The organism is Kribbia dieselivorans NBRC 106261 (genome assembly GCF_001552435.1).
Classification (GTDB): domain Bacteria; phylum Actinomycetota; class Actinomycetes; order Actinomycetales; family Dermatophilaceae; genus Kribbia; species Kribbia dieselivorans.
Window position 1 is genome coordinate 54553 of sequence record NZ_BCRE01000004.1, and the last position, 23183, is coordinate 77735.

Below are 23183 nucleotides of genomic sequence, written 5' to 3' on the forward strand. Positions count from 1 at the left end.
CACACGGGAGAGAAACATGACTGCACGCGTCGCCATCGTCACCGGTGGTGCCCAGGGCATCGGCCGGGGCATCGTCGAGTCACTCGTCGCACAGGGCCACACCGTGGCCATCGCCGACCTCAACGGCGAGACCGCCACCAGCACGGCCAAGGAGGTCGCCGCAGCCTCGGGCGGCAACGTCATCGCGGTGCGCATGGACGTCACCGACACCGACTCGGTGCGCTCGGCCGTCGCCGAGGTCGAGCAGCAGCTCGGCCCGGTCGAGGTCCTCGTCAACAACGCCGGCTGGGACGACTTCATGCCCTTCGTCAAGACGAACGAGGAGTTCTGGGACAAGATCCTCGACATCAACTTCAAGGGCGCCCTGCGGGTCATCCAGGCGGTCGTGCCCGGCATGATGGAGCGCGGTTTCGGCCGGGTCGTCAACATCGGCTCCGACGCCGGTCGGGTCGGATCGTCGTTGGAGGCCGTGTACTCCGGCTCCAAGGGCGGCATCATCGCCTTCACGAAGACGCTGGCCCGCGAGGTGGCCACGAAGGGCGTCACCGCGAACACGGTCTGCCCGGGCCCGACCGACACCCCGGCGCTGCGCAACTTCACCCAGGCCTCCGGCCAGGACGCCGACAAGGTCATCGCCGGCATGACCCGCGCTGTGCCGATGAAGCGACTGGGCACGCCGAGTGACATCGGCCCCGCCGTGGCGTTCTTCGCCTCCGACGGCGCCGGTTTCGTCACCGGCCAGACGCTGTCCGTCAGCGGCGGCCTGACGATGGCCTGAGTGGCCCAGTCCGAAGCAAAGGATTCGACCATGACAGAACACAACTCCGCCGTCGGTTGGGCCGTTCCCGAGCCGGGCATCATGCTCGTCACGCTCCAGCGCCCACCGGCCAACGCCCTGGGCCCGGTCATCATCGAGGGCGTCGAGGCCGCGCTGGCCGAGGCCGACCGCCGCGGTGACATCAAGATCGTCGTCATCGCCTCGGACCTGCCCGGGGTCTTCGCCGCCGGTGCCGACATCAAGCACATGTCCAACATCGATGCCGCCTCCTTCACCGCCTACGGTGACGGTCTGCGGGCGACGTTGGACCGCCTGACCGGCACCGACTACATCACGGTGGCGGCCATCGAGGGACTTGCCCTCGGTGGTGGCCTGGAGTTGGCCATCGCCTGTCACCTGCGGGTGGCGGGCCGAGACGCCAAGCTCGGTCTGCCGGAGGTCAAGCTCGGCCTGATCCCGGGCGCCGGTGGCACGCAGCGGCTGCCGCGGCTGGTCGGTCGCGGACGCGCCCTGGACATCATGCTGACGGCGCGGCAGGTGCCGGCCGACGAGGCCCACGTCATGGGTCTGGTCGACCGGCTCGTCGAGCCCGGCACGGCCGTCGAGGAGGCGCTGACCCTGGCGCGCGGACTGTGCGGCATGTCGCAGCCGGCGCTCAAGGCCATCGTCCGCACGGTCGACGCGTCCTTCGACACCGCCATCGACGAGGGCTTCCGCTACGAGATCGAGCAGGAGCAGGAGTTGTTCGAGCACGGTGAGGCGCAGGAGGGGCTGTCCGCCTTCCTCGGCAAGCGCGCCCCCGAGTTCGCCTGAGCGCAGTTCCCTCGGCCCCACCCGGCGCGGGTCGGCCACCACGCGTGGTCCTCGCCGACCCGAATCGGGTGGGGTCAGGTATCGCCCTCGTTCGACGCTCCGGCGTGCGTGGGCGACTCACCCCAGTGGGGGAGGTGGATGACCCCATCGGGGGATGCTCTCCCATTGTTGGTCAGACCAAAATAAAGGCATGCCACACCGGTGGCATCGAATCACTGTGAGCCCCGAGCTCCATGACCCCGAGGTGTCCGATGAAGTGCACTCGTTCGACGTTCATCATCTCTGCCCTGGCCGTGTCCGGCCTGCTGGCCGCGTGCGGTAGCCCGCAGAGCGCCGGTGACGGAAACTCCGCCGATGGGGAGGCCGTCAAGGTTGCGGTCATCCCGCCCTCGAGCGGTGCCCTGGCCCAGTTCGGCCAGGACGCCTACGCGGCGTGGCAGTTCGCCGCCGACGAGGTCAACGCGGCCGGCGGGATCGACGGCCGCAAGGTCGAGATCATCAAGATGGACACCGACGCGACCCCGGCGACGACGCTGCGGGCGGCCCGCGAGGCCGTGAACCAGAAGGACGCCAAGTTCATCGGCGGCGTGATGACCTCCACCGAGCACGGCGCCCTCAACGCCCAGCTCGAGGGCCTCGGCGCGCTGTCGTTCAACGGCCTGGGCAAGGACGACGCCCTGACCGGCAAGGACTGCAACGCCAACGCCTTCCGCGTCGTGCAGTCCACGACCATGGACATGAACGCCGTCGCCGAGGGCCTGAGCAAGCTGCCCGCGGCCACGTGGGACATCCAGGCCGTCGACTACTCGACCGGTCACACCTCCGCCAAGGTGTTCAAGGCCGCCGCCGACAAGGGCGGCAAGAAGATGGGCATCGAGCAGTTCGCGCCGCTGAACACGACGGACTTCGGGTCGTACATCTCGAAGCTCAAGGGTAGCGATGCCGACGGCCTCTTCGCCGTGGAGTACGGCGCCGACGGTGTCGCCTTCGTCAACCAGATGGCCCAGTTCAACCTCTCCAAGAAGTACGACACCGTGCTCGGCTTCAACATGGTCTCGGAGCCGTTGTTCAAGGCCCTCGGCGACAAGATCGTCGGCTTCAACAACAACCTCGGGTACGACGTCAACTCCGACGAGCCGAAGAACCAGGAGTTCGTCAAGGCCTGGGCAGAGAAGCACGACGGGGCGCGCCCGTACTACGTGGTGGCCGACAACTACCTCTCCGCCCAGACCCTCTTCGAGGGCGTGCGCAAGGCCGGCAGCGCCGACCCCGAGAAGGTCAAGGAGGCGCTCAACGACCTGACGTTCAACAGCATCGCGGGCGAGGTCACCATGCGCGGAGCCGACCACCAGTTGATTCGCCCGTCCTACCTCGGCCAGGTCGTCAAGGACGACAAGGGCACGGCCGGTCTGGGCTGGAAGATCCTGCACAAGGCCGACGGCGCGACCATCGCGGGCGACCCCAGCCCCGACTGCACACTCTGATCGAGTGCGTCCCCACTCGATTGACGTCGGGCGGGCCTGGACCGGGCCCGCCCGGGAGAGGAGAACGACGTGGACCTCACCCAGCTGCTGAACGGCATTGCGCTCGGCTCACTGCTGATGATCCTCAGCTCCGGCCTGGCCATGATCTACGGCCTGCGCGGAGTGACGAACTTCGCCCACGGCGCGCTCTACATGGCCGGCGCGTACATCGCCTACTCGGTCGCCCAGCAGGTCTCGTTCTGGGCCGCGCTCATCGCCGCGCCGCTCGTGCTCGCGGCGCTCGGAGCGGTGCTCGAGCTCGTGTTCTTCCGACGTCTGCAACACCGCAACCACATCGAGGTGGGACTGGTGACGTTCGGTCTGGCGATGATCATCGAGCGGGTCATCGTCATCATCTGGGGCGAGCGCACCCTGTCGGTCGACGCGCCACCCGGGCTGACCGGCACCACGTCGGTCCTCGGCAGCGACTACCCCTCCTACCGACTGCTCGTCATCGGGATCGCCCTCGCGCTGGCCGTCGGTCTCGTGTACTGGCTGCGCAAGAGCCGGGTCGGCCTGCACATCCGCGCCGCGAGCCACGACGTCGAGACCTCGGCGATCCTGGGCATCAACGTCGACCGGGTCAGTCTGCTCGTCGTCTGTATCGGCGCCGCGTTGGCGGGCTTGGCGGGAACCCTCGCCGCCCCGTATGTCTCGGTGCACCCGGCGATGGGCGTCGCGATCCTCATCCAGGTGCTGATCGTCGTGGTCATCGGCGGCGCCGGCAGCATCGGCGGCGCCATGCTGGCCGGGATGGCACTGGGCATCCTCCAGACCGTGGGTGCCATCTGGGCGCCGAGCCTGTCGGTGCTGATTCCGTACGCGGCCCTGGTCGTGGTGCTGTTGTGGCGGCCCCAGGGCCTGGCCGGAAAGCGAGCCTGACATGACGGACAACCTCACCGGCGCGCCCGAGCTGACCATCACCCCCGGCGGCAGCGACTCGCAGACTCGATTGGGCACCATCGCGCGCCACCGACACTGGCTCGTGGGCGGCGGCATCATCGCGGTGATCACCCTGCTCGGGCTGGCGGTGCCCTATCTCGTCTCCTCGAAGTTCAACATGGGACTCGTCCTCGACGGTGTCATCCTCGCCTTCCTCGCGCTGTCCATCGGATTCCTGGCGCGCCATCTCGGCTTGATCAGCCTGGGTCACACGGCGTTCTTCGGCGGTGCCGCCTATACGGTGGGCATCGGGATCGGCCGATGGTCGATGACGCCCACGGTCGCCTTCGTTGTCGCGGTCGTCGTCGGCACGCTGTTGGCGCTCATCATGGGTGTGCTGGTCGTGCGCTCGACCGGGATGACGTTCCTCATGCTGACGTTGGCCCTGGGGCAGGCGCTCTATCAGTTCTCCACCCAGCGCATCGCCATCCCGTGGACCGGCGCCCACGACGGGCTGCAGATCGACCTGTCGGGCGGGACCTTCCTGGGTCTGACGCAGAAGTCGATGATGAACGCGGCGTTGTTCTGGCCGGTGGCCTGGGTGCTCCTCATGGTCTGCGCCCTGTGGCTGTGGATCACCGGGCGGTCCCGCTTCGGCACGGTGCTCGAGGGAATCCGCGAGAACGAGGAGCGGATGCGCTTCTCCGGCTTCAACACCGACCTCCCGCGCCTGATCGCGTTCGTCGTCTCCGGCTGTGTGGCGTCGATCGGTGGTGCCCTCTTCGCCCTCAACGCGGCCTACGTCTCTCCGGAGTTGCTCAGCTTCACCAAGGCCGGGGACGCGTTGACCGCCGCGATCGTCGGTGGCCTCGGCGTCCTGGCCGGGCCGATCTTCGGGGCGATCGTCTACGTGTTGGCCCAGTCGCGGTTCAACACCTCCGGCAACCTGCACCTGTACACCGGCATCGCCCTGGTGCTCGTGCTGATGTTCCTGCCCGGAGGCATCCTCGGGAGCCTGGAGAAGTGGGTGCGAGGCCGGCTGTCCCGGCGGCGCCAGGCCACCCCACCGAGCACGTCCGAACCGAGCAGTCCGGAGGACCAGTCATGACGATCTTCGAGGGACGTGGCCTCAGCGTGCGGTACGGCGCGGTCAAGGCCCTGACCAACGTGGACATCGCCCTTGAACCCGGTCTCGTCCATGGAGTCATCGGCCCCAACGGTGCCGGGAAGTCGACCTTCATCGACGGACTCTCCGGTCGGGCGCGAGTCAGCAGCGGCGTCGTGACCTTCAACGGTGAGGACATCACGGCGCGGTCGCCGCGCTGGCGGCGCCGCCACGGGATCGCGCGGTCGTTCCAACGGACGAGCGTCTTCAACTCGATGACGGTGCGTCACCAACTGGAGATGGTCGCCGAACGCAACGGTGAGAGCGACCTGGCCAGCTTGGTCGACACCCTCGGTCTGGCCCCGGTCATGGACCGGGTGTGCAGCGAGATCGCCTACGGCACCCAGCGGTCGGTGGACCTCGCCCTGGCGCTGATCGGGGACCCCAAGGTCGTGCTCCTCGACGAGCCCTGTGCCGGATTGGTGCAGGACGAGTCGGTGCGGATGCTGCAGCACGTGCGGGACATCTGCCGCGAACGCGAGGTCGCCGCCCTGCTCGTCGAACACGACGTCGAAGGGGTCTTCCGCACCTGCGACCGCATCACCGTCCTCAATCTGGGCGAGGTGCTCGCCTCGGGCGAACCGGCCGAGGTCCGCAGCAACCCTGCCGTCGTGCAGGCCTACCTGGGGAGTGCGGCATGACGCCCGTCCTGGAGTTCCGCAACGTCGGCGCCTCGTACGCCGGAGCCATCGTGCTCCAAGGGGTGTCGTTCGCGATCGACGAGGGCGAGACGGTCGGACTGGTCGGCCGCAACGGCGCCGGCAAGACGACCGCGCTGATGTCGGTCTACGGCGTGCCGCACGTCACCGGAGAGATCCTCATCGACGGCTCGCCCATCGGTCGCTCCCGGCATGAGCCGGCCAGTCGGGGGGTGAGCGTCGTCCCGCAGGGCAAGCGCATCTTCCCGAACCTGACCGTCGAGGAGAACATCCACCTGGGACGGGCCTCGGGGCGCTCGGGCTACTGGACCGTCGAGCGGGTGTTCGCGCTCTTCCCGAACCTCGAGCGCGGTCGCAGCCGGCACGGCACGGCCCTCAGTGGCGGTGAACAGCAGATGCTCGCCATCGCCAGGGCCCTGATGTCCTCACCGAAACTGCTCATGCTCGACGAGCCCACCGAGGGACTGGCGCCGGTCATCATCGACCAGTTGACCGAGGCGTTCCGCGCGATCCGGGAGTCCGGCACCGCACTGCTGCTCGTCGAACAGCACATCGGGATGATCCAGCAGATCGCCGATCGCTACCTCGCTTTGCGCAAGGGTGAACTGGTCGGTGACGGCCCGGTCGAGGACCTGGGCAAGCGCGAGGTCCAGGAGTTGATTGCGCTGTGAAGCCCGGGCACGAATCGAGCCCGCCGACCCCGTTGGATCCGCGATCGGGTACGGGGCCCTTGGCCGGCCTGCGCGTCGTCGAGGTCGGCTCCATCGGGCCGGGTCCGTTCTGCGCCATGCTGTTGGCCGATCTGGGCGCCGAGGTGCTCCGCCTGGATCGCCCGGTCGGCACGGGGATGGTCAGCCCGAACGAGAACCCCCGCGAGGAACTCCTCCATCGGGGGCGGGAGTCGGTGGCGGTCGATCTGAAGAACCCCCGGGCGGCCGAGGTCGTCCTGGATCTGGTCGAGCGGGCGGATGTTCTCATCGAGGGCATGCGACCCGGCGTCGCCGAACGGCTCGGGATCGGTCCCGAGGTGGCCCTGGAGCGGAACCCGCGCCTGATCTACGGGCGGATGACCGGCTTCGGCCAGGACGGGCCGCTCGCCCAGGCCGTCGGGCACGACATCAACTACGTTGCGCTCAGCGGGGTGCTCTCGACGATCGGGCGACGCGGCGATGCTCCGGCCGTGCCTCTGAGCCTGGTCGGGGACTTCGGCGGCGGGGGCATGCTGCTCGCCCTGGGCATCCTCGCGGCCCTGCACGAACGACAGTCCTCCGGCCTCGGCCAGGTCATCGACGCAGCCATGGTCGAGGGAGCGGCCCTGCTCGGCACGGCCTTCTTCGGGTACGCCCAGAACGGTTCGTGGCGTGAGGAACGCGGGACCAACCTCGTCGATAGCGGAGCACCGTTCTACGACGCCTACGAGACCGCCGACGGCGCCTGGTTGTCGGTCGGGGCCTTGGAACCGCACTTCTTCGAGGACCTGTGCGATCTGCTCGAGTTGCCGCCGGAGCGCCCCGGGCAGTACGACCGCGACCGGTGGCCGGTGTTGCGGGAGTTGATCGCCGCCGCCATCAAGGGGCGCACCCGTGAGGAGTGGGTGGCGCGGGCGGTGGGGCGCACGCCCTGCATCGCTCCGGTCCTGACCCTCTCGGAAGCGCCCGCACACCCCCACCACCAGGCCCGGGACACGTTCGTCGAGGTCGACGGCATCGTTCAGCCCGCACCCGCACCCCGGTTCAGCCGCACCCCTGCGGCCCTGCGGCGCCGTCCGCCGCTGCCCGGTGAACACACGCACTCGGCGTTGGCGCAGTGGGGGATCGACCCGACTTCGATTCAGCAATGGGTGGCCGACGGCGCCGTCGTCGACCGCCGCAACGAAAGGGAGACGCAGTGACGTCCACGACACTCGAGTTCGAGACGATCGCGATCGACCGGCCGGTCGACGGGGTCGTCGTCGCCACGCTCAACCGCCCCGAGCGGATGAATGCCCAGAACAACACGATGTTCCGCGAGCTGGAGACCCTCGCCCGGACCCTCAAGCTCGAGGATGACCTGCGGGTCCTCATCCTCACCGGCGCCGGTCGCGCGTTCTGCGCCGGCTTCGACCTCGAGGACGCCGAGACCCTGACCGCGCTGAGCCCGCTGGGCATGCTCGACCAGCAGGAGTTGGCCGCGCGTGGACTGCTGGCCATTCGCACCCTGCGGGTTCCCGTCATCGCGGCGGTCAACGGCGCGGCGGCGGGCGGGGGATTCTCGCTGAGCCTGGCGGCCGACATCCGGATCGCCTCGACGGCAGCGAAGTTCAATGCGGCGTTCGTCAAGATCGGCCTGACGGCCGGGGACCTCGGCTGTTCGTGGCTGCTGCCGCGACTGATCAACCCGGCCCTGGCGAACGAGATCTGCTACACCGGGCGCATCGTCGGCCCCGAGGAGGCCGACCGGATCGGGCTGGTCAACAAGGTCGTCGAGCCCGACCAACTGCTGCCGGAGGCGTTGGCCATGGCCGAACTGATCAAGGCCAACTCACCCGGCGGCGTGCAACTCTCGAAGCGGGCGTTGCAGGCGAACATGGAGGTCTCCTCGTACGCGGCGGCCCTGGAACTGGAGAACCGCGGTCAGGCCCTGCTGACGCGGGGCAAGGACATGCCCGAGGCGCTGGCTGCCTTCAAGGAGAAGCGCGCACCGAAATTCACGGGGGAGTGAACCGTATGACCATCGACGAGACCGACACCACGGCCGAGCTGAAGAACTACACGGCGCCGGACCTGGAGACGCTGACCCTGGACATCCTTCCCGGGCGCATCGTCGTCATGACGATCAACCGACCCGAGCGGATGAACTCCAACACCGTTCGGATGTTCGCCGAGTTCAACGTCGTCGCCGACGCGCTGCGGGACACCGATGCGCGGGCCATGATCATGCGCGGAGCCGGCGAACGTGCCTTCTGCGCCGGCTTCGACCTGGACGAGATCGACGTCATCACGACGATGGGGGTCCGCGAGTTCCTGCAGTTCCAGGAGTTGGCCACCGGTGGGATCGCGGCGATCCACCATCTGCCGTTCCCGGTCATCGCCGCCATCCATGGCCCCGCCACCGGTGGCGGGCTCTCGCTGGCCCTCGCCGCGGACATGCGGCTCGGCGCACCGAGCGCCAAGCTCAGTGCCGCCTTCGTCCAGGTCGGCCTGTCGGCCGGCGAGCTCGGGACGTCTTGGCAGTTGACGCGACTGATCGGCCCGGCGCGGGCCGCGGAGATCTGCTACACCGCCCGGCTCGTCAAGGCCGAGGAGGCAGAACGCATCGGCCTGATCAACCGGGTGGTCCCCGCCGAGGACCTCATGGACGAGGCGATGGCCCTGGCCAACGCGATCGCCGCGAACTCGCCGGGAGGCGTTCGGCTCTCCAAGCGTGCGCTGCAGCACAACCGTGAGGTGACCTCGTACGCGGCAGCCCTCGAATTGGAGAATCGTGGGCAGGCGCTGCTGACCCGTGGGCAGGACATGCCCGAGGCCCTGGCCGCGTTCAAGGAGAAGCGCGCACCGCACTTCACCGGTCGATGACCGCTCGGCCGGCAGTGGCCGCAACACAGGAGGATTCCCATGTGGGACTGGTCGGATGACCAACGCACGGACCTGGCTCGGTTCCTCGGGGACCGGGGCGTCACCAACGGCGGGCCGGTCACGACCCGTCCCATCGGGGACGGTCACTCCAACCTGACGTTCCTCGTTGACGACGGGGAACGTCAGGTGGTGGTACGGCGGCCACCGCCGCCGCCGACACCACCGGGTGCGCACGACATGCTGCGCGAGGCGAGGCTGTTGCAGGCCTTGGCCGGCTCCGACGTGCCCGTCGCTGCGGTGCTCGCCACCGCCCAGGCCGGCGAGGTGATCGAGGTCCCGTTCTACGTCATGAGTTACGTGCAGGGACCGGTCGTCACGACGACGACGCCCCCGTCGCTGGCCACTCCCGCGGCTCGGCGTCGGATCTCCGAGTCGATGGTCGACACCCTGGCGGCGCTGCATGCCGTGGATTGGCGGGCCGCGGGACTGGGGGACATGGGGCGGCCGGAGGGGTTCAACGCACGCCACGTCAACCGCATGGGTGCCCTCATCGCCGCAGACTCGGGCGAACCCCCCGCGCAGTTCGCCGCCATCGATGCGTGGCTACGGGCGAACGTCCCGAGTGAATCGGGTGCGGCGATCATCCACAACGACTACCGGCTGGGCAACGTCATCCTCGGTGCCGACGCCCCCGGCCGGGTGCTGGCCGTGCTCGACTGGGAGCTCGCCACCGTCGGTGACCCGCTCTTCGATCTCGCGTACTTCCTCACGTCATGCCCGGTGAACGGTGCTCCGCGCACGCCGACCGAGGACCTCGGCACGGCGATGCTCGAGGAGGGGTACCTGACCCGTGACGAGATGGCGCAGCGGTACGCCGCGGCCACGGGGGCGGACCTGTCCGATCTGGCCTGGTACGAGGCGATGGCGCTGTGGAAGCTCGCGGTGCTCTACGAGTACGGCCGCCGCCGGGCGAGCTCCGGCGCCGGAGACGCGTACTACGACGACCCGGCGCAGGTGCGGTCCTTCCTCGACGCCGCGCACCGCGTGGCCGGATTGCCCCCCACTGCCGCCAAATGATGGATCCGCGTGGCCTGCAGCACCCTGTAGGCCACGCGGATTCATCACTCGGCGGGGGGAGGGAGTCACACGCCGCGTTGGGCCTTGGCTGCCTCGCTGGCGGCCTGGCTCTTGGCGCGAGCCTCGGCCCAGTCCTGCTCGGACATCGACGTCAGGCTGGCGAACGTGCCGGGACCGGCGAGCATCTGGCCGCCATCCATGGCGATGGTCTGGCCGGTCAGGTAGTCACACGAATCCGAGAGCAGGAAGATCGTCAGGTTGGCGAGTTCCTCGATGGTGCCCATCCGACGCATCGGCACGGCATCGGCCTGTGTGGCCCCGGCGGACGACTTCTCCGTCGGGTTGAGCATGTCCCAGGCGTACTCGGTGGGGATCGGCCCCGGGGCGATGGCGTTGAGGCGGATGCCGTAACGGCCCCACTCGGCGGCCAGGGACATGGTCATGGCGTGGACCGCGGCCTTGCCCATCGCCGACGGCACGACGAACGCCGATCCGGTCCACACCCACGTGGTCAGGGTGGACAACACGACGCCCTTGTCCCCACCCGCGATCCACCGCTTCCCGGCGGCGTGGGTGGTGTTGAACGAGCCGTCCATGACGGTCGAGCTGACCGCCTCGTATGCGCGGGCGCTCAGCGATTCGGTCGGGGCGATGAAGTTGGCCGCAGCGTTGTTGATGACGCCGGTCAACGGGCCGTGCTGATCCCAGATCTCCTGCATGGCCTGGTCGACCAGGTCGGCGTCGCGCACGTTGACCGTCTGGTGGAACACGACTCCGTCACGTCCGCCGGAGGCCTGTGCGGCCGCCTCCTCCAACACCGCCGGTCGGCGGCCCCAGAGGTGAACCTCGGCACCGTGGGCGACGAGGTGTGCGGCCACGCCACGGCCCAGGCCGGTCCCTCCGCCGGTGATCAGGACCTGCTTGCCGGCAAGGACATCGGAACGGAATGGGCTGGTGGTCATGCGTACTCCCTTGTGCGCGTGGGTGGGTGGTGGCGGATCACAGACTGAGGGTCTTGGCGATGATCTCGCGCTGGATCTCATTGGTACCGCCGTAGATCGGCGGGACGAGGTTGTGACGCACCTGCTCCTCCATGCCGTACTCGCGGGCGTAGCCGTAGCCGCCCATGAGTTGCATGGCCTCGAGGGTGGCGGCCTTGGCCGTCTCGGTGCACTTCATCTTGGCCATGGAGGACATCTGGCTCAGCGCGTCCTCCTCACCGTGGTCGATGCGGTCGGCGAGGTCGTAGACGAAGGAGCGGCAGAGCGAGACCTCCGTGGCGATATCGGCGATCCGGTGACGGACGGCCTGGAACGAGCTGATCGACTGGCCGAACTGTTCGCGCTGCTTGGTGTAGGCAATGACGTCATCGACCGCGCGCTGGGCCGAACCGACGGCCATGACGGCGATGATGAGGCGTTCGACGGCCAGCCCGCGCATGAGGTGCTTCCACGCGCCGTTCAACTGACCCACGATGGCCGAGGACGGCACCCGGACGTTGGTGAAGTAGAGGTCGTTGACCGTGCGCGCCTCCATGGTCTTGATCTCACGGATGTCCAGACCGGGGGAGCGGCGGGGCACCATGAACAGGGTCAGACCCTGGTGCTGGGTGCCGGAGGTATCGGTACGGGCCAACAGGAGGATGTTCTCGGCCACGTGCGCGGCCGAACACCAGGTCTTCTGCCCGTCGATGATCCAGTCGTCGCCCTCTTGCACGGCACGGATGCGGACGCCGCTGAGGTCGGAGCCGGCGCCCGGCTCGCTGAGCGAGATCGCCTCGAGCTTGCCGGCGACCATGTTCTGCACGATCGTGCGCTTCTGGTCGTCGTTGCCGTACTTGAGATAGGTCTGGGCGGCGGTCAGGCCGGTGGAGTATGAGTGGATCGGCACGAGGCCGCGGGAGGTCTCCTCCAGGAAGATGCATTCGTCGACCATGCCGGCGCCGCCACCACCGAACTCCGCGGGGAGCGAGACCCCGAGCCAGCCGAGGTCGGAGAGCTTCTCCAGCATCTCGGGGCTGTTCTTGAGCGCACCGTTGTCGGTGAGCTTGTCGCGTTGCTGCAAGGTCGCGCAGTGGGTGTCGGCGAAGTTGCGGATCGCGCGGGCGAACTCGGTCTGCTCCTCGGAGAAGCGCATTGCGGGTGTCCTTCGGTGTCGTGGTGGCCGGCCGCCGGACGACGGGAGCGCCGTCCGGCGGCCGGAGTCGTGGGGGAGGGTCAGTTGCCGCGGTAGTTGGAGAAGTCCGGGAGGCGCTTCTCGTTGAAGGCGTTGATGCCCTCGAGGGCCTCCGGGGCGTCGCCGAACATCTTCAGGCTGGTGATGGCCATCTGACCGATGCCGCCGAACTGCTCGGTGTCGACGTTGAAGGACTGCTTGAGCACCTTGATGGCGGTCGGCGAGAGCTGGAGGATCTCGTCGGCCCAGGTGCGCACCTCGGCACGCAACTGGTCGGCCGGAACGACCTTGTTGACCAGACCCCAATCGTAGGCCTGCTGAGCGGAGTAACGACGGCAGAGGAACCAGATCTCGCGGGCACGCTTCTCACCCACGACGCGGGCCAGGTAGCCGGTGCCGAAGCCGGCGTCGAAGGAACCGACGCGGGGGCCGTTCTGGCCGAAGATGGCCGTCTCGGAGGCGATGCTCAGGTCGCAGAGCACGTGCAGCACGTGGCCGCCGCCGATGGCGAAGCCGTTCACCGCGGCGATGACGGGCTTGGGCACGTCGCGGATGACGCGGTGCAGGGCCTCGATCTCGAGCATGCCGCTCTCGGACGGACCGTAGTCGCCCGTCTCCTGGCGCTGCTTCTGGTCGCCGCCGGTACAGAAGGCCTTCTCGCCGGCTCCGGTCAGGGCGACCGCACCGACCTCCGAGCTGACCCAGGCCATCTTGAACGCCTTGACCAGTTCATCGACGGTGCGCGACCGGAAGGCGTTGTAGCGATCGGCGCGGTTGATGGTGATCCACGCGAGGCCGTTGTCGACCTCATATGTGATATCGGTGAAGTCGGTCATGTGCCACCTTCTCGTTATTGGTCCAACAATTGGTGCAAAGATAGCCCCCGGGTGGCCGCGGGTGCAAGAGGGAGGTCGCCGTCAACAAGGAGGCAGTGCGTGAACGTCGTCACAGGCGCAATGGGCGGATCGCCGAGCCCGCGGGCTTGGGCGGGGCTGATGTTCGTCTACGTCGTGCTCGGATCGCCCTACCTCGCGATCCGGCTGGTCATCGATGAGGCCTCGCCGCTGGCGAGCATGTCGATGCGCTTTGCGCTCTCGGCGGCTCTGATGGGGCTGGTCGTCCTCGTTGCCCGCGGGCCACGGGCGCTACGTGTGCCCGTGCGTCAGATCGTCGGAGCTGCCGTCCTGGGGGCACTGCTGCTGGGGATCGGCAACGGCTTCAACGCACTCGGGCAATCGCATGGGGTCTCCACCTCGGTGACGGCCCTCCTGGTGGCCTGTGTGCCGATGATCGTCGTCGGACTTCAAGCGCTCACCGGTATCCGCCCGACCATCGGTGCCCTGGGTGGCATCGTTCTGGGCCTGGGTGGACTCGGCATCGTCGTGGCCGGCGATGGGCAGTCGCACGTCCCGCTTGTGGGCGCGGCCATCGTCTTGACCGGGGCGACCGGGTGGGCCGTGGGATCGTGGGGCAAGCCGTACCTGGCCATGCCGGCCGACAACCTGGTCGGGGCCGCCTACCAGTTGGGCGGGGCGGCGTTGCTGCTCCTGGTCATGGCCACGGTGACCCGCGAACAGGTGGACCTGCGGATGGGTCCGGTGGCGTGGGGCGCGATGGCCTACATGGTGCTCATCGTCTCGATGCTGGGCTTCACGGTCTACGTGTGGCTGCTCGACCACATGGACGTGTCCCTGGTCACGACGCACACGTACGTCAATCCGATCGTCGCGGTCGCGTTGGGGGTCGCGATTCTCAGCGAGCCCTTGAGTTGGTCGGTGGTGCTGGGTGGAGGCCTCGTCATCGTGGCTGTCATGATCATCATCGTCGCGGCCTCGCGGAAGCCGGCCGCCGCACGACATGATCAAGGCCGTACGGATTCACCACCCGACGAAGGAGAACCGCGTGACCACTGAGCCCGTGCTCTACACCGCCGAGGGCGGTATCGCCCGCATCACGCTCAACCGCCCCGAGGCGAGCAACGCCGTCAACATGCCCTTGGCGACGGCCCTGGACGCGGCCGTCGAGCGGGCTGCCGCGGATGACGACGTGCGTGTGGTGGTCATCTCCGGAGCGGGCAAGCGCTTCTGCGGTGGCGGCGACCTGGCGGCGATGAACGACGCGGACGACGCCGCGACCTTCGTGGCCGAGTTGGCCGACGTGCTCGACGGCGCGCACCAGAGACTCCTCGCCATGGCCAAGCCGGTCGTCGGCCGGGTGCAGGGCGCCGCGGCCGGTGCCGGTTTGGCGCTTGCGCTGTCCTGCGACATCGTCATCACGACCGACTCCACCAAGTTCCTCATGGCGTACGCCGGAGTGGGACTGACCCCGGACGTGGGCTCCTCGTACCTCATCCCGCGCGCGGTCGGCACTCAGCGCGCCCTCGAATTGGCCCTGCTCGGCAAGGTCGTCGTCGGCGAAGAGGCTCGCGAGTGGGGGCTGGCCACCATGGTCGTGCCGGCCGAATCCCTGGATGAGACGGTGACGACGGTCGCCACCCAGTTGGCCGGCGGCCCTCCGTTCGCGCTCGGCCAGGCGAAGCGACTCATGCGTGCGGAGTCCACGCGCGCCGAGGCCGGGCTCGACGAGGCCAAGACGGTGGCCGCCGCCGTGGCCACCGAGGACGCCCAGGCACTCATCAAGGCCTTCACCACACCCAAGAAATGATCGGTCACGCTCGATTCGGTGGAATCGAGTGCCGCGACCCCGTTGAGGTTCGTCCGGACCTCAACGGGGTCACGTCCGGATTCTGGGCCGTCGTCGTGACCTTCGAAGGCGAGGTCACGGCGATCCGATTTGCCTCGGTGCAACGTGCTGTCGGGCCTGACCAGACACCGCTCGCCGCTCGGTGGGAGCCGCTGACGGCACCGTGGTCGACGTCGATGGACCGCGACACGTACGTCGCCGGGGTGCGCCGAATCCGCGAGGACGTCGCGTCCGGGCGGGTCTACCAGGTCAACCTCTGCCGGGTTCTCGAACACCCCCTGCGCGATGACGCCGATCTCGATGGGCTCGAGGCGCTGCTCGCGAGCGGGAACCCGGCTCCCTACGCTGCGCGGATCCACGTCCCCGGCAGCGGCCTCGATGTCGTCTGCGCCTCGCCCGAGGCCTACCTCACGCGCTCCGGCGAGCGCCTCGTCTCCCGCCCGATCAAGGGCACCGCTCCCACATTCGACGCCATGCTGCCCAAGGACGTCGCCGAGAACGTCATGATCACCGACCTCGTGCGCAACGACCTCCAGCGCGTCTGCCGGCCCGGCACCGTCGACGTCGAGGCGCTGTGCGCGCCTGAGCAGCACCCTGGGCTGGTCCATCTCGTCACCGACGTCGTCGGGCACGTGGCGGAGGACGTGAGCTGGCCCGAGATCCTGGCCGCCACCTTTCCGCCCGGCTCGGTCAGCGGCGCTCCGAAATCGACGGCTCTTGAGGTCATCGCCGAGCTTGAGCCCACCGAACGCGGTCCGTACTGCGGGGCGATCGGGTGGATCGATGGTGACGCGGGCACAGCGGAACTCGCCGTTGGCATCCGAACGTTCTGGTCGGTGATGGAGGATGGACAACGGCGGCTGCGGTTCGGCGCCGGCGCCGGGATCACGTGGGGGTCCGACCCGGAGGCCGAGTGGCAGGAGACCGAACTCAAGGCCGACCGATTGGTGGGTATCGCATCTGGAAGGGTGAGGGTATGAGTGACGCGATCCGGGTTTGGGTCAACGGGCGACTGACGGGGGAGGGCGAGCCCGCCGTGGCCGCGCTCGATCACGGAGTCACCGTGGGGGACGGGGCCTTCGAGACGGCCAAGATCACCCAGGGTCAGGTGTTCGCGGCCACGCGGCACCTGCGCCGACTCGATCACACCTTGGCGGGCCTGGGCCTGCCGCCGGCCGATCACGCCGTGATTGCCGCAGGTGTCGAGGCGGTCCTGGCCGAGGGTGACCCGATCGAGTTCGGTCGACTGCGGTACACGATCACCGGGGGAGCGGGGCCGCTGGGCTCGGACCGGGCCGACTCGCCGCTGACCTACATCGTCACCGCCGGAGCGCAACCGGCCAACCCGCCGTCGGTCAAGGTCTGCACGGTCGAGTGGACGCGCAACGAGCGCGCCGCGACCGCGGGTCTGAAGACGACCTCGTACGCCGAAAACGTCGTGTCCCTGGCCGATGCCAAGCGTCGTGGGGGAGTCGAGGCGATCATGGCCAACACCCGCGGCGAGCTGTGCGAGGGCACCGGAACGAACATCTTCGTCGTCCGGGACGGGGTCATCCTCACGCCTCCGCTGGAGTCGGGTTGCCTGGCCGGCATCACCCGGGCCCTGACCATCGAGTGGTGCCGCGAGGCCGGTATGGAGGTGCGTGAGGAGACGATGCCGCTCTCCGACCTGTTCTCGGCCGACGAGGTCTTCATCACCTCCTCCACCAAGGACGTCCTGGCCGTTCACGCAGTGGACGACACGACGTTCGCGGCGCCCGGACCGGTCACCGCGGCCGCGGCGGAGGTCTTCGCGCGCTTCGCCGCCGACCGTCTCGACCCATGACCTCGGCCGTGGGCCGACAGCCGGGTTACTGGCGGCTCATGCTCGACCTGCAGCGTGAGGAACTCGCCAAGCAGCGCGCTTCAGACGACCGGCGCTACGCCGATCCGAACATCACCCTCGACGCGCACGAGGATCGATGGGCGTGGCGGCGCGCGCTGCGGCGCCATCCGGTCACTCACCTCGTGTACCGCAGCGTCATCGGCCTCGTCGGCGCGGTGCTGATCCTGGTGGGGATCCCGATGATCCCGCTGACCGGGCCGGGGTGGGTCGTGGTGTTCCTCGGTGTCGCGGTGTGGTCGTCGGAGTTCGAATGGGCCCAACGACTGCTTCACCACGGCAAGGCCCGGCTCAAGGGCTGGGAGCGCTGGGTGCTCGTCTTGCCCTGGTCGTGGCGTCTGGTGGGTGTCGGCGCGACGCTTGTGCTGGCGTGGGCGCTGATGTGGGGCACGCTCGTGATGACGGGTGTGGCCGGGTGGGTGCCCGACCCGATCTCGACCTGGTTGCTCTGGCTGCCCGGGGTGAATCCGGCCTGACCTGGACCCTCGATTTCGAGGTTTCGGGGTTCTGTGGGTAGTATTCCGGGGTTGTCACGGCTCGAGACGTGGGGCCGGAGACAGCACCACGGACGTATAGCTCAGTTGGTTAGAGCGTTCGCTTCACACGCGAAAGGTCAGGGGTTCGAGTCCCTTTACGTCCACCCACAGTGTCTTACGGGAACACGCGACATCAGAAGATGTGGAGTGTTCCCGTTTGGCTTCCTTGCCTCCGGCCTCGTGGACCATGGTCGCGAACGGCTCGGCCAGTGTCTGGCGTAGTTGCTCGTCTTCGGTGATCTCCAGCCGGGTGTAGAACGCTTGGTTCGCGAGCCTCCTGCTTCCGTCATCGGAGTGCGCGTAGGCGCGGTGCGCGTCGGTGAGCAGCCGCAGGCTGTCGTGAAGGAACGCCCGACCGCCGGTATGTTGTTCGTCGTGGTGGGTGAGGCGCTGCTCGATGTCGGCCAGCCCAGCGCGGATGCGGTCTTGATGCCGCTTGAGCGTCGGGAGGTCGATGGCGTCGGTGAAGTGCGCGGCGAGCAGCTTGTCGCTCTCGGCTTCGAGTCGTGCTCGGTTCGCGGTGAGGTCGGCGAACTCCTGGTCGCGCCCGGTACCTCGCTTGTCGAATGCTGCGTCGACTTCGGCGGCGAGGTGTCGGTAGTCGTCTTCGCTGATCGTGATGTTGGCGTAGGAGTCCTCGACCAGTCGTTCCGCAACCTGCACGGGCACCGCTCGCCTCGTGCAGTTCGTCTTCTTCGCCGCTCGTCCGGAGCAGACGAAGTAGGCGTAGGTCGTGCCGCGCGGGTTGGTGGCGAAGTCGAGCAGCATCCGTGATCCACAGCTTCCACAGTGCAACAAACCCTTGAGATGGTGGGCGTGCTGGACATGTCGGGTTGCCTGCGCCTTGCGTGCCTTCAGGAGCGATTGCACCTGGTCGAACAGGGCAGGCTTGATGAGCGGTTCGTGCGCGCCTGGGTGGAGCGCACCCTTGTAGCGGATCACGCCCGCGTAGTACGGGTTGGTCAGCAGCTTGTAGAGCGTGTTCTTCCCCAGCGGCTTCGACGGTCGCTTCGGCGACGGCACGGTCGTCAGGCCGCGTGCGGTGAGGTCTCGCAGCAGCCCAGTCACGGAAGTCTGGCCCTGGGCGTAGGTCTCGAATGCCCACCGGATCAACGGAGCACGTTCGGGATCAACCTCAACCGTCCTGACCTCTCGGCCTTGCTCGTCGGTGCGACGCACATTGAGGTACCCGACCGGCGCACGCATCGGCGTTCCACCCTGCGCGACTTTTTGGGTCAGCCCCTTCGTGACCTCGGTAGCGAGGTTGCGACTGTAGAACTCGGCAATCGACGACATGATGCCGTGAACGAGCATCCCCGAGGGCGTCTGGTCGATGGACTCGGTAGCCGACACGAGAGTGACCCCGGCAGCAAGCAGAGCTTCGTGAATCTTCACGTCATCGGCGCGGTTGCGGGCGAGCCGGTCGAGCTTGTGCACTAGGCAGAACTGCACCCGCGTCGCGGCGATGAAGGCGAGCATGTCCTGCAACCCGTCGCGATCCGCCGAACGCGCAGACTCGCCCGCGTCCACGAACTCCCGCACGATCCGCGCCCCCAGCTCGTCGGCCTTGCGCTGGTTGGCCTCACGCTGCGCCGGGATCGAGAACCCCTCCTCAGTGCCGCCACGCTCAGCCTGCTCCCGCGTCGAGACCCGCAGGTAGGACACCGCAAGCAGCACCGGGGCTTCCTCCTCGGTGCTGGCGTCAGTGGTGAGCGTGGTGGTCATGATGGGCCTCCTTCGTGGTCGAGCCGGTCGCTTCGAGTAGTGGAGATCATGGTGGTCGAACCGCTCGGCGCTTCGGGGAGCCTGACGGTCCCGGAAATTTTCCGGCACCGACTGCGCCACCCAAGATCAAGGGCTCTATGCCGACGGGCAGCGGGAGCCCGTAGGGGTCGGGCTCGCCGTTGATCCATGCGCGGTGCCGGGCCTCGGTGATTCCGAGCACCCACTCGATGAGCTTGCCGAGATCAGGCTCGTCTCTCCGTGTCACCCGTAGCCGTAGGCGTCGATCCTCAGTCCTCATGACAGGTAGGTGCGCAGCACCTCCCAAAATGCGGATCACGACACCGGATTACTGCCCGTCAATCAGACCCTGTTCGAGACGACACGCCTCTTGCAGTTCGAGCACCGTACTACTCCGTATGGAATTGTCTTGTGGCCAGACTACGCCTCTTCGCCGTCCGGGAACAGGTGGAACGCGATCTTCGGCAACCTGGCCAGACCGCGCCCGAGCGCAGCAGTGAAGAGTTCGTCGGCGAGGTGCTCGAACTCGGGAGCGAGGAAGCTGGCCGCCGCATCAGCCACCTCAGGGTCTTCGGCAGGATCGTCGGCGCGGAGCATCACCACGATCACTCCACGGATGTCGTCACACCAGTCCTGCGTCGCCTGAGCGAGGGGCTTGATCGCCCCGGCCACCCCGTCGGCCATGAGCCGGATCAGCGCCTGACCCTCGCGACGGTCGAACAGACGATCGAGCGCGGCGACGATGTGTTCGCGCACCGCCTCGACGTCTGCGCCACGAGGCGAGGGGGTGCCGTCGAGGAACGCGAGGGTGCTGGCCCGCATGTGACTGATCGCATCCAGCGCCAGGCCCTCTTTCCCCTTGCCGGGGAAGTGGTGGTACATGCTGCCCTGTCCGATGCCGGAGCGTTGCTGGATCATCACCGGGCTCGTCGCTTCGAACCCACGTTCCGACAGCAACGTGCATGTCGCTGCCACGAGCTTCTGCTTTGAGTCATACGCCGGACGACCCGGACCCCGCCGCTTCTCCACCACGTTGATTACTCCTCACCGCTGGGCGGCTATGCTCGGCCACATCACCCAGTTCCATACAGACTAGTACGGACCTTGATCTGCAAGACGCGTGATCACTCGAACGAGGTCAGTAGCAACAAGCGAAACTGACGAGCGTGACGACCGGGGAGGAGCGGTACTCTGCTCGCGGTCTGCGTGTTCCCGGCGGCGTGTCAGTGGGCCCAGATACGATGGGATGGTGCTGATGGCGGACCTCCTGGATGTCGCCGAGGTCGAGCGAGTTGCCGCCCTCGGTGGGCTCGATGCGCGCACGCAGAGCGAGCTTGGTCAGTTCTTCACGCCTGCAGCTGCGGCTCAGCTCATCGCTTCGATGCCCCGCTTACCCGAGGCGGGAACTCTGCGTGTGCTTGACCCTGGCGCGGGCTCAGGCGTGCTTGCCGCAGCACTCGTCAGCCGCGCGCTATCGGAGCGACCGGGCCTGTCCATTGAGATCGTTGCGGTTGAGCGCGACCCCGCTGTGTTGCCGAGTCTTCGGGCCACGCTCTCTGCGTGCGAGCACGCTGGCGGTGGCCGAGTCCACGCCGAGGCTGTCGAAGCGGACTTCATTCTCGACTCCGTCGGCTTGGGTGCGTCACTCAGCCTTGATGGCCAGTTCGATCTCGTGATCGAGAACCCTCCATACGGGAAGCTGGCGGTGTCCAGCGCACATCGCACGGCCATGCGTGCTGCCGGAGTCGATGCGCCCAACCTGTATGCGGCGTTCCTTTCTCTGTCCGTCGCGGCACTCAGGGCAGGCGGGCAGGTCGTCGCGATCACCCCCCGCTCCTTCTTCAACGGCCCATACTTCGGCGCATTCCGTGCCCACTTGCTCGACTCAATCGCGCTCGACCGAGTGCACGTCTTCGATTCCCGCTCGACGGTCTTCGCAGATACCGGGGTCCTCCAGGAAAACGTGGTCTTCGCCGGAACACGAGGTGCGACGCCTGGGGTCGTCGAACTCTCGGTCAGCCGCAGCCATACCGATGACATCTCGTCCCGTGCCGTTGCCTACGACGAGGTCGTCTTCCCCAACGACCCCCACCGATTCATCCGGCTGGCGACCGATGCCGACGACACGGCTGTCGCCGACGTGGTGCTCTCCCAGCCGTGCTCGCTGACCGATCTTGGTGTTCAAGTCTCCACTGGTCGGGTGGTGGACTTCCGGTCGCGTCATGCTCTGAGTGCCGTCGAACAGCCGGACGCCGTGCCATTGGTCTATCCCGGCAACCTCCGGGACGGCAGCGTGCTCTGGCCACGAGAGATTCGTAAGCCCCAGTGGTTCCGACCCAGTGATGACAAAGACCGCGGCATGCTCCTGCCAGAGGGCTGGTACGCGGTCGTCAAGCGTTTCAGCGCGAAGGAAGAGCGCCGTCGGATCGTTGCTTCGGTCTGGTCGCCCGCGGACAACCCCGGCGAGGTAGCGTTCGAGAACCACCTCAACGTCTTCCATATCGGAGGCCACGGCTTGGACGAAGACCTCGCCAAGGGCATCGCCGTGTGGCTCAACTCCTCCGTCATCGACAAGTTCTTCCGAACCTTCTCCGGGCACACCCAGGTCAACGCCACCGACCTACGATCCTTGCGGTTCCCCACAGCGGCCGCACTGCGCGAACTGGGCCGCAACGGTGCCGCGTCCCAGGTCGAAGTGGACTTCTTGGTCATGGAGTTGATCGCCCCGTGAGCGAGTTGAGCGAGACCGCCTATGAGCGAGTGGAAGATGCGCGGATAGTCCTCGAAACGCTCGGCATGGACGCGGAGCGCAGCAACGAAAGATCGGCGCTTGTGCTCCTGGCGCTTCTGCGCCTCGCACCATCCGAGTCTTGGGCAGAGGCCGCCAACCCGATGCTCGGCACGCGGGCGATCATGAACTTCATCCGGGACGAGTACGGCAAAGACTACGCGCCGAACACTCGTGAGACTGTCCGTCGGTTCACGCTCCATCAGTTCGTGGAGGTCCAGCTCGTAGTGCAGAACCCCGATGAGCCGCAACGCCCGGTCAATTCTCCGAAGTGGAACTACCAGGTCACGGCCGAGGCGTTGGAAGTCCTGCGCGCATACGGTACCGACTACTGGCAGTTGGCCGTCGATCGGTACCTCGCGGAGCTGCCGGGGCTCAAGGCCCGCTACGCGGCTGCACGCGAGATGGATCGCATCCCGCTCACGCTTCCGGATTGCTCGACCTTCACCTTGACGCCCGGCGGGCAGAACGTACTTCTCAAGGCGATGGTCGAGGACTTCTGCCCCCGCTTCACCCCAGGCGGTCAGGTGTTCTACATCGGTGATGCGGGCGACAAGTGGGCACTTTTCGAACGCGAAGCCCTGGCGGCGCTCAACGTGAAAGTCAACGAGCACGGCAAGATGCCGGACCTCGTCATCTACATTCCAGACCGCAACTGGTTGGTGCTCTTGGAAGCAGCAAGCTCTCACGGCCCCGTCGACTCCAAACGACAAGCCGAACTCGCCGACCTGTTCGCCGAGTCAACGGCAGGTCTCGTCTACGTGTCGTGCTTCCCTGACCGGGCGGAGTTTCGCAAGTACGTCGACAAGGTCGCGTGGGAGTCCGAAGTCTGGTGCGCCGACCACCCGACCCACATGATCCACTACAACGGCGAACGCTTCCTTGGGCCTTACGCCTGAGCATCG

Annotated in this window: 23 protein-coding genes and 1 tRNA gene; 19 read left to right on the top strand and 5 right to left on the bottom strand. The window is 67.6% G+C overall.

Annotated elements, in window-relative coordinates:
* Window positions 1-16: 16 nt before the first annotated feature.
* The 11 genes from KD1_RS00655 (at window position 17) to KD1_RS00705 (ending at window position 10451) form a co-directional block, all read left to right on the top strand.
* Window positions 17-778: an SDR family NAD(P)-dependent oxidoreductase gene (locus tag KD1_RS00655; protein ID WP_068396010.1), complete on the top strand. Its 762-nt coding sequence runs from the start codon at window positions 17-19 to the stop codon at window positions 776-778.
* A 30-nt stretch (window positions 779-808) separates the two neighbouring features.
* A complete protein-coding gene (locus KD1_RS00660) occupies window positions 809-1591 on the top strand; it encodes an enoyl-CoA hydratase/isomerase family protein (protein WP_068396013.1) in 783 nt (260 codons plus the stop codon).
* Window positions 1592-1842: 251 nt separating this feature from the next.
* Window positions 1843-3075 (top strand): ABC transporter substrate-binding protein, encoded by a 1233-nt coding sequence (locus tag KD1_RS00665; RefSeq protein ID WP_068396016.1) that lies wholly within the window; start codon window positions 1843-1845, stop codon window positions 3073-3075.
* Window positions 3076-3144: 69 nt separating this feature from the next.
* On the top strand, window positions 3145-3996 hold the full coding sequence (locus KD1_RS00670) for a branched-chain amino acid ABC transporter permease (protein WP_157073089.1): 852 nt from the start codon (window positions 3145-3147) through the stop codon (window positions 3994-3996).
* Between the two features lies 1 nt (window position 3997).
* Complete coding sequence (locus KD1_RS00675) at window positions 3998-5104, top strand: branched-chain amino acid ABC transporter permease (RefSeq protein WP_068396019.1); 1107 nt, start codon at window positions 3998-4000, stop codon at window positions 5102-5104.
* The gene (locus tag KD1_RS00680) at window positions 5101-5802 is read left to right on the top strand and encodes an ABC transporter ATP-binding protein (protein WP_068396022.1); all 702 of its coding nucleotides are present in this window, start codon (window positions 5101-5103) and stop codon (window positions 5800-5802) included. Before KD1_RS00675 ends, KD1_RS00680 begins: the two co-directional genes overlap by 4 nt.
* Complete coding sequence (locus tag KD1_RS00685) at window positions 5799-6491, top strand: ABC transporter ATP-binding protein (protein WP_068396025.1); 693 nt, start codon at window positions 5799-5801, stop codon at window positions 6489-6491. Before KD1_RS00680 ends, KD1_RS00685 begins: the two co-directional genes overlap by 4 nt.
* Window positions 6488-7711 (top strand): CaiB/BaiF CoA transferase family protein, encoded by a 1224-nt coding sequence (locus KD1_RS00690; RefSeq protein WP_245627218.1) that lies wholly within the window; start codon window positions 6488-6490, stop codon window positions 7709-7711. The genes KD1_RS00685 and KD1_RS00690 overlap by 4 nt, the downstream gene beginning before the upstream one ends.
* Window positions 7708-8520 carry an enoyl-CoA hydratase/isomerase family protein gene (locus KD1_RS00695; protein ID WP_068396028.1) on the top strand — a complete coding sequence of 271 codons (813 nt, stop codon included), beginning with the start codon at window positions 7708-7710 and terminating at the stop codon, window positions 8518-8520. The genes KD1_RS00690 and KD1_RS00695 overlap by 4 nt, the downstream gene beginning before the upstream one ends.
* A gap of 5 nt (window positions 8521-8525) precedes the next feature.
* Complete coding sequence (locus tag KD1_RS00700; protein ID WP_068396162.1) at window positions 8526-9374, top strand: enoyl-CoA hydratase/isomerase family protein; 849 nt, start codon at window positions 8526-8528, stop codon at window positions 9372-9374.
* A gap of 39 nt (window positions 9375-9413) precedes the next feature.
* Window positions 9414-10451: a phosphotransferase family protein gene (locus tag KD1_RS00705; RefSeq protein ID WP_068396031.1), complete on the top strand. Its 1038-nt coding sequence runs from the start codon at window positions 9414-9416 to the stop codon at window positions 10449-10451.
* A gap of 65 nt (window positions 10452-10516) precedes the next feature.
* Here the strand turns inward: KD1_RS00705 and KD1_RS00710 are convergent, their stop codons facing one another.
* The 3 genes from KD1_RS00710 to KD1_RS00720 all read right to left on the bottom strand — a co-directional run bounded on the left by KD1_RS00710 (window position 10517) and on the right by KD1_RS00720 (window position 13462).
* Window positions 10517-11413: an SDR family oxidoreductase gene (locus tag KD1_RS00710; RefSeq protein ID WP_068396034.1), complete on the bottom strand. Its 897-nt coding sequence runs from the start codon at window positions 11411-11413 to the stop codon at window positions 10517-10519.
* 37 nt (window positions 11414-11450) lie between these two features.
* The gene (locus KD1_RS00715; protein ID WP_068396037.1) at window positions 11451-12587 is read right to left on the bottom strand and encodes an acyl-CoA dehydrogenase family protein; all 1137 of its coding nucleotides are present in this window, start codon (window positions 12585-12587) and stop codon (window positions 11451-11453) included.
* Window positions 12588-12667: 80 nt separating this feature from the next.
* Window positions 12668-13462 carry an enoyl-CoA hydratase-related protein gene (locus KD1_RS00720; protein ID WP_068396040.1) on the bottom strand — a complete coding sequence of 265 codons (795 nt, stop codon included), beginning with the start codon at window positions 13460-13462 and terminating at the stop codon, window positions 12668-12670.
* Window positions 13463-13561: 99 nt separating this feature from the next.
* Between KD1_RS00720 and KD1_RS00725 the strand changes: the two genes are divergently transcribed.
* The 6 genes from KD1_RS00725 (at window position 13562) to KD1_RS00750 (ending at window position 17851) form a co-directional block, all read left to right on the top strand.
* The gene (locus KD1_RS00725) at window positions 13562-14539 is read left to right on the top strand and encodes an EamA family transporter (RefSeq protein ID WP_157073091.1); all 978 of its coding nucleotides are present in this window, start codon (window positions 13562-13564) and stop codon (window positions 14537-14539) included.
* Window positions 14529-15290, top strand: coding sequence for an enoyl-CoA hydratase/isomerase family protein (locus KD1_RS00730; protein ID WP_245627219.1), 762 nt, complete (start codon window positions 14529-14531; stop codon window positions 15288-15290). The genes KD1_RS00725 and KD1_RS00730 overlap by 11 nt, the downstream gene beginning before the upstream one ends.
* Entirely contained in the window at window positions 15287-16309 is a 1023-nt protein-coding gene (locus KD1_RS00735) for a chorismate-binding protein (protein WP_068396045.1), read from the top strand. The genes KD1_RS00730 and KD1_RS00735 overlap by 4 nt, the downstream gene beginning before the upstream one ends.
* A complete protein-coding gene (locus KD1_RS00740; protein ID WP_174521082.1) occupies window positions 16306-17154 on the top strand; it encodes an aminotransferase class IV in 849 nt (282 codons plus the stop codon). The genes KD1_RS00735 and KD1_RS00740 overlap by 4 nt, the downstream gene beginning before the upstream one ends.
* Window positions 17151-17687, top strand: coding sequence for a TIGR02611 family protein (locus tag KD1_RS00745; RefSeq protein ID WP_068396048.1), 537 nt, complete (start codon window positions 17151-17153; stop codon window positions 17685-17687). The genes KD1_RS00740 and KD1_RS00745 overlap by 4 nt, the downstream gene beginning before the upstream one ends.
* 90 nt (window positions 17688-17777) lie before the next feature.
* Window positions 17778-17851 (top strand) — tRNA-Val (locus tag KD1_RS00750).
* Here KD1_RS00750 and KD1_RS16065 read toward each other — a convergent pair.
* Window positions 17811-19472: a recombinase family protein gene (locus KD1_RS16065; RefSeq protein ID WP_083541875.1), complete on the bottom strand. Its 1662-nt coding sequence runs from the start codon at window positions 19470-19472 to the stop codon at window positions 17811-17813. The two genes, KD1_RS00750 and KD1_RS16065, sit on opposite strands and share 41 nt — an antisense overlap.
* A gap of 438 nt (window positions 19473-19910) precedes the next feature.
* On the bottom strand, window positions 19911-20465 hold the full coding sequence (locus KD1_RS17130; RefSeq protein ID WP_217995761.1) for a TetR/AcrR family transcriptional regulator: 555 nt from the start codon (window positions 20463-20465) through the stop codon (window positions 19911-19913).
* A 280-nt stretch (window positions 20466-20745) separates the two neighbouring features.
* Here KD1_RS17130 and KD1_RS00765 point away from each other — a divergent pair, with 280 nt between their 5' ends.
* Together KD1_RS00765 and KD1_RS00770 are read left to right on the top strand one after the other, a co-directional pair.
* A complete protein-coding gene (locus KD1_RS00765; protein ID WP_245627221.1) occupies window positions 20746-22221 on the top strand; it encodes an Eco57I restriction-modification methylase domain-containing protein in 1476 nt (491 codons plus the stop codon).
* Entirely contained in the window at window positions 22218-23177 is a 960-nt protein-coding gene (locus tag KD1_RS00770; RefSeq protein WP_068396058.1) for a BsuBI/PstI family type II restriction endonuclease, read from the top strand. Before KD1_RS00765 ends, KD1_RS00770 begins: the two co-directional genes overlap by 4 nt.
* Window positions 23178-23183: the final 6 nt, after the last annotated feature.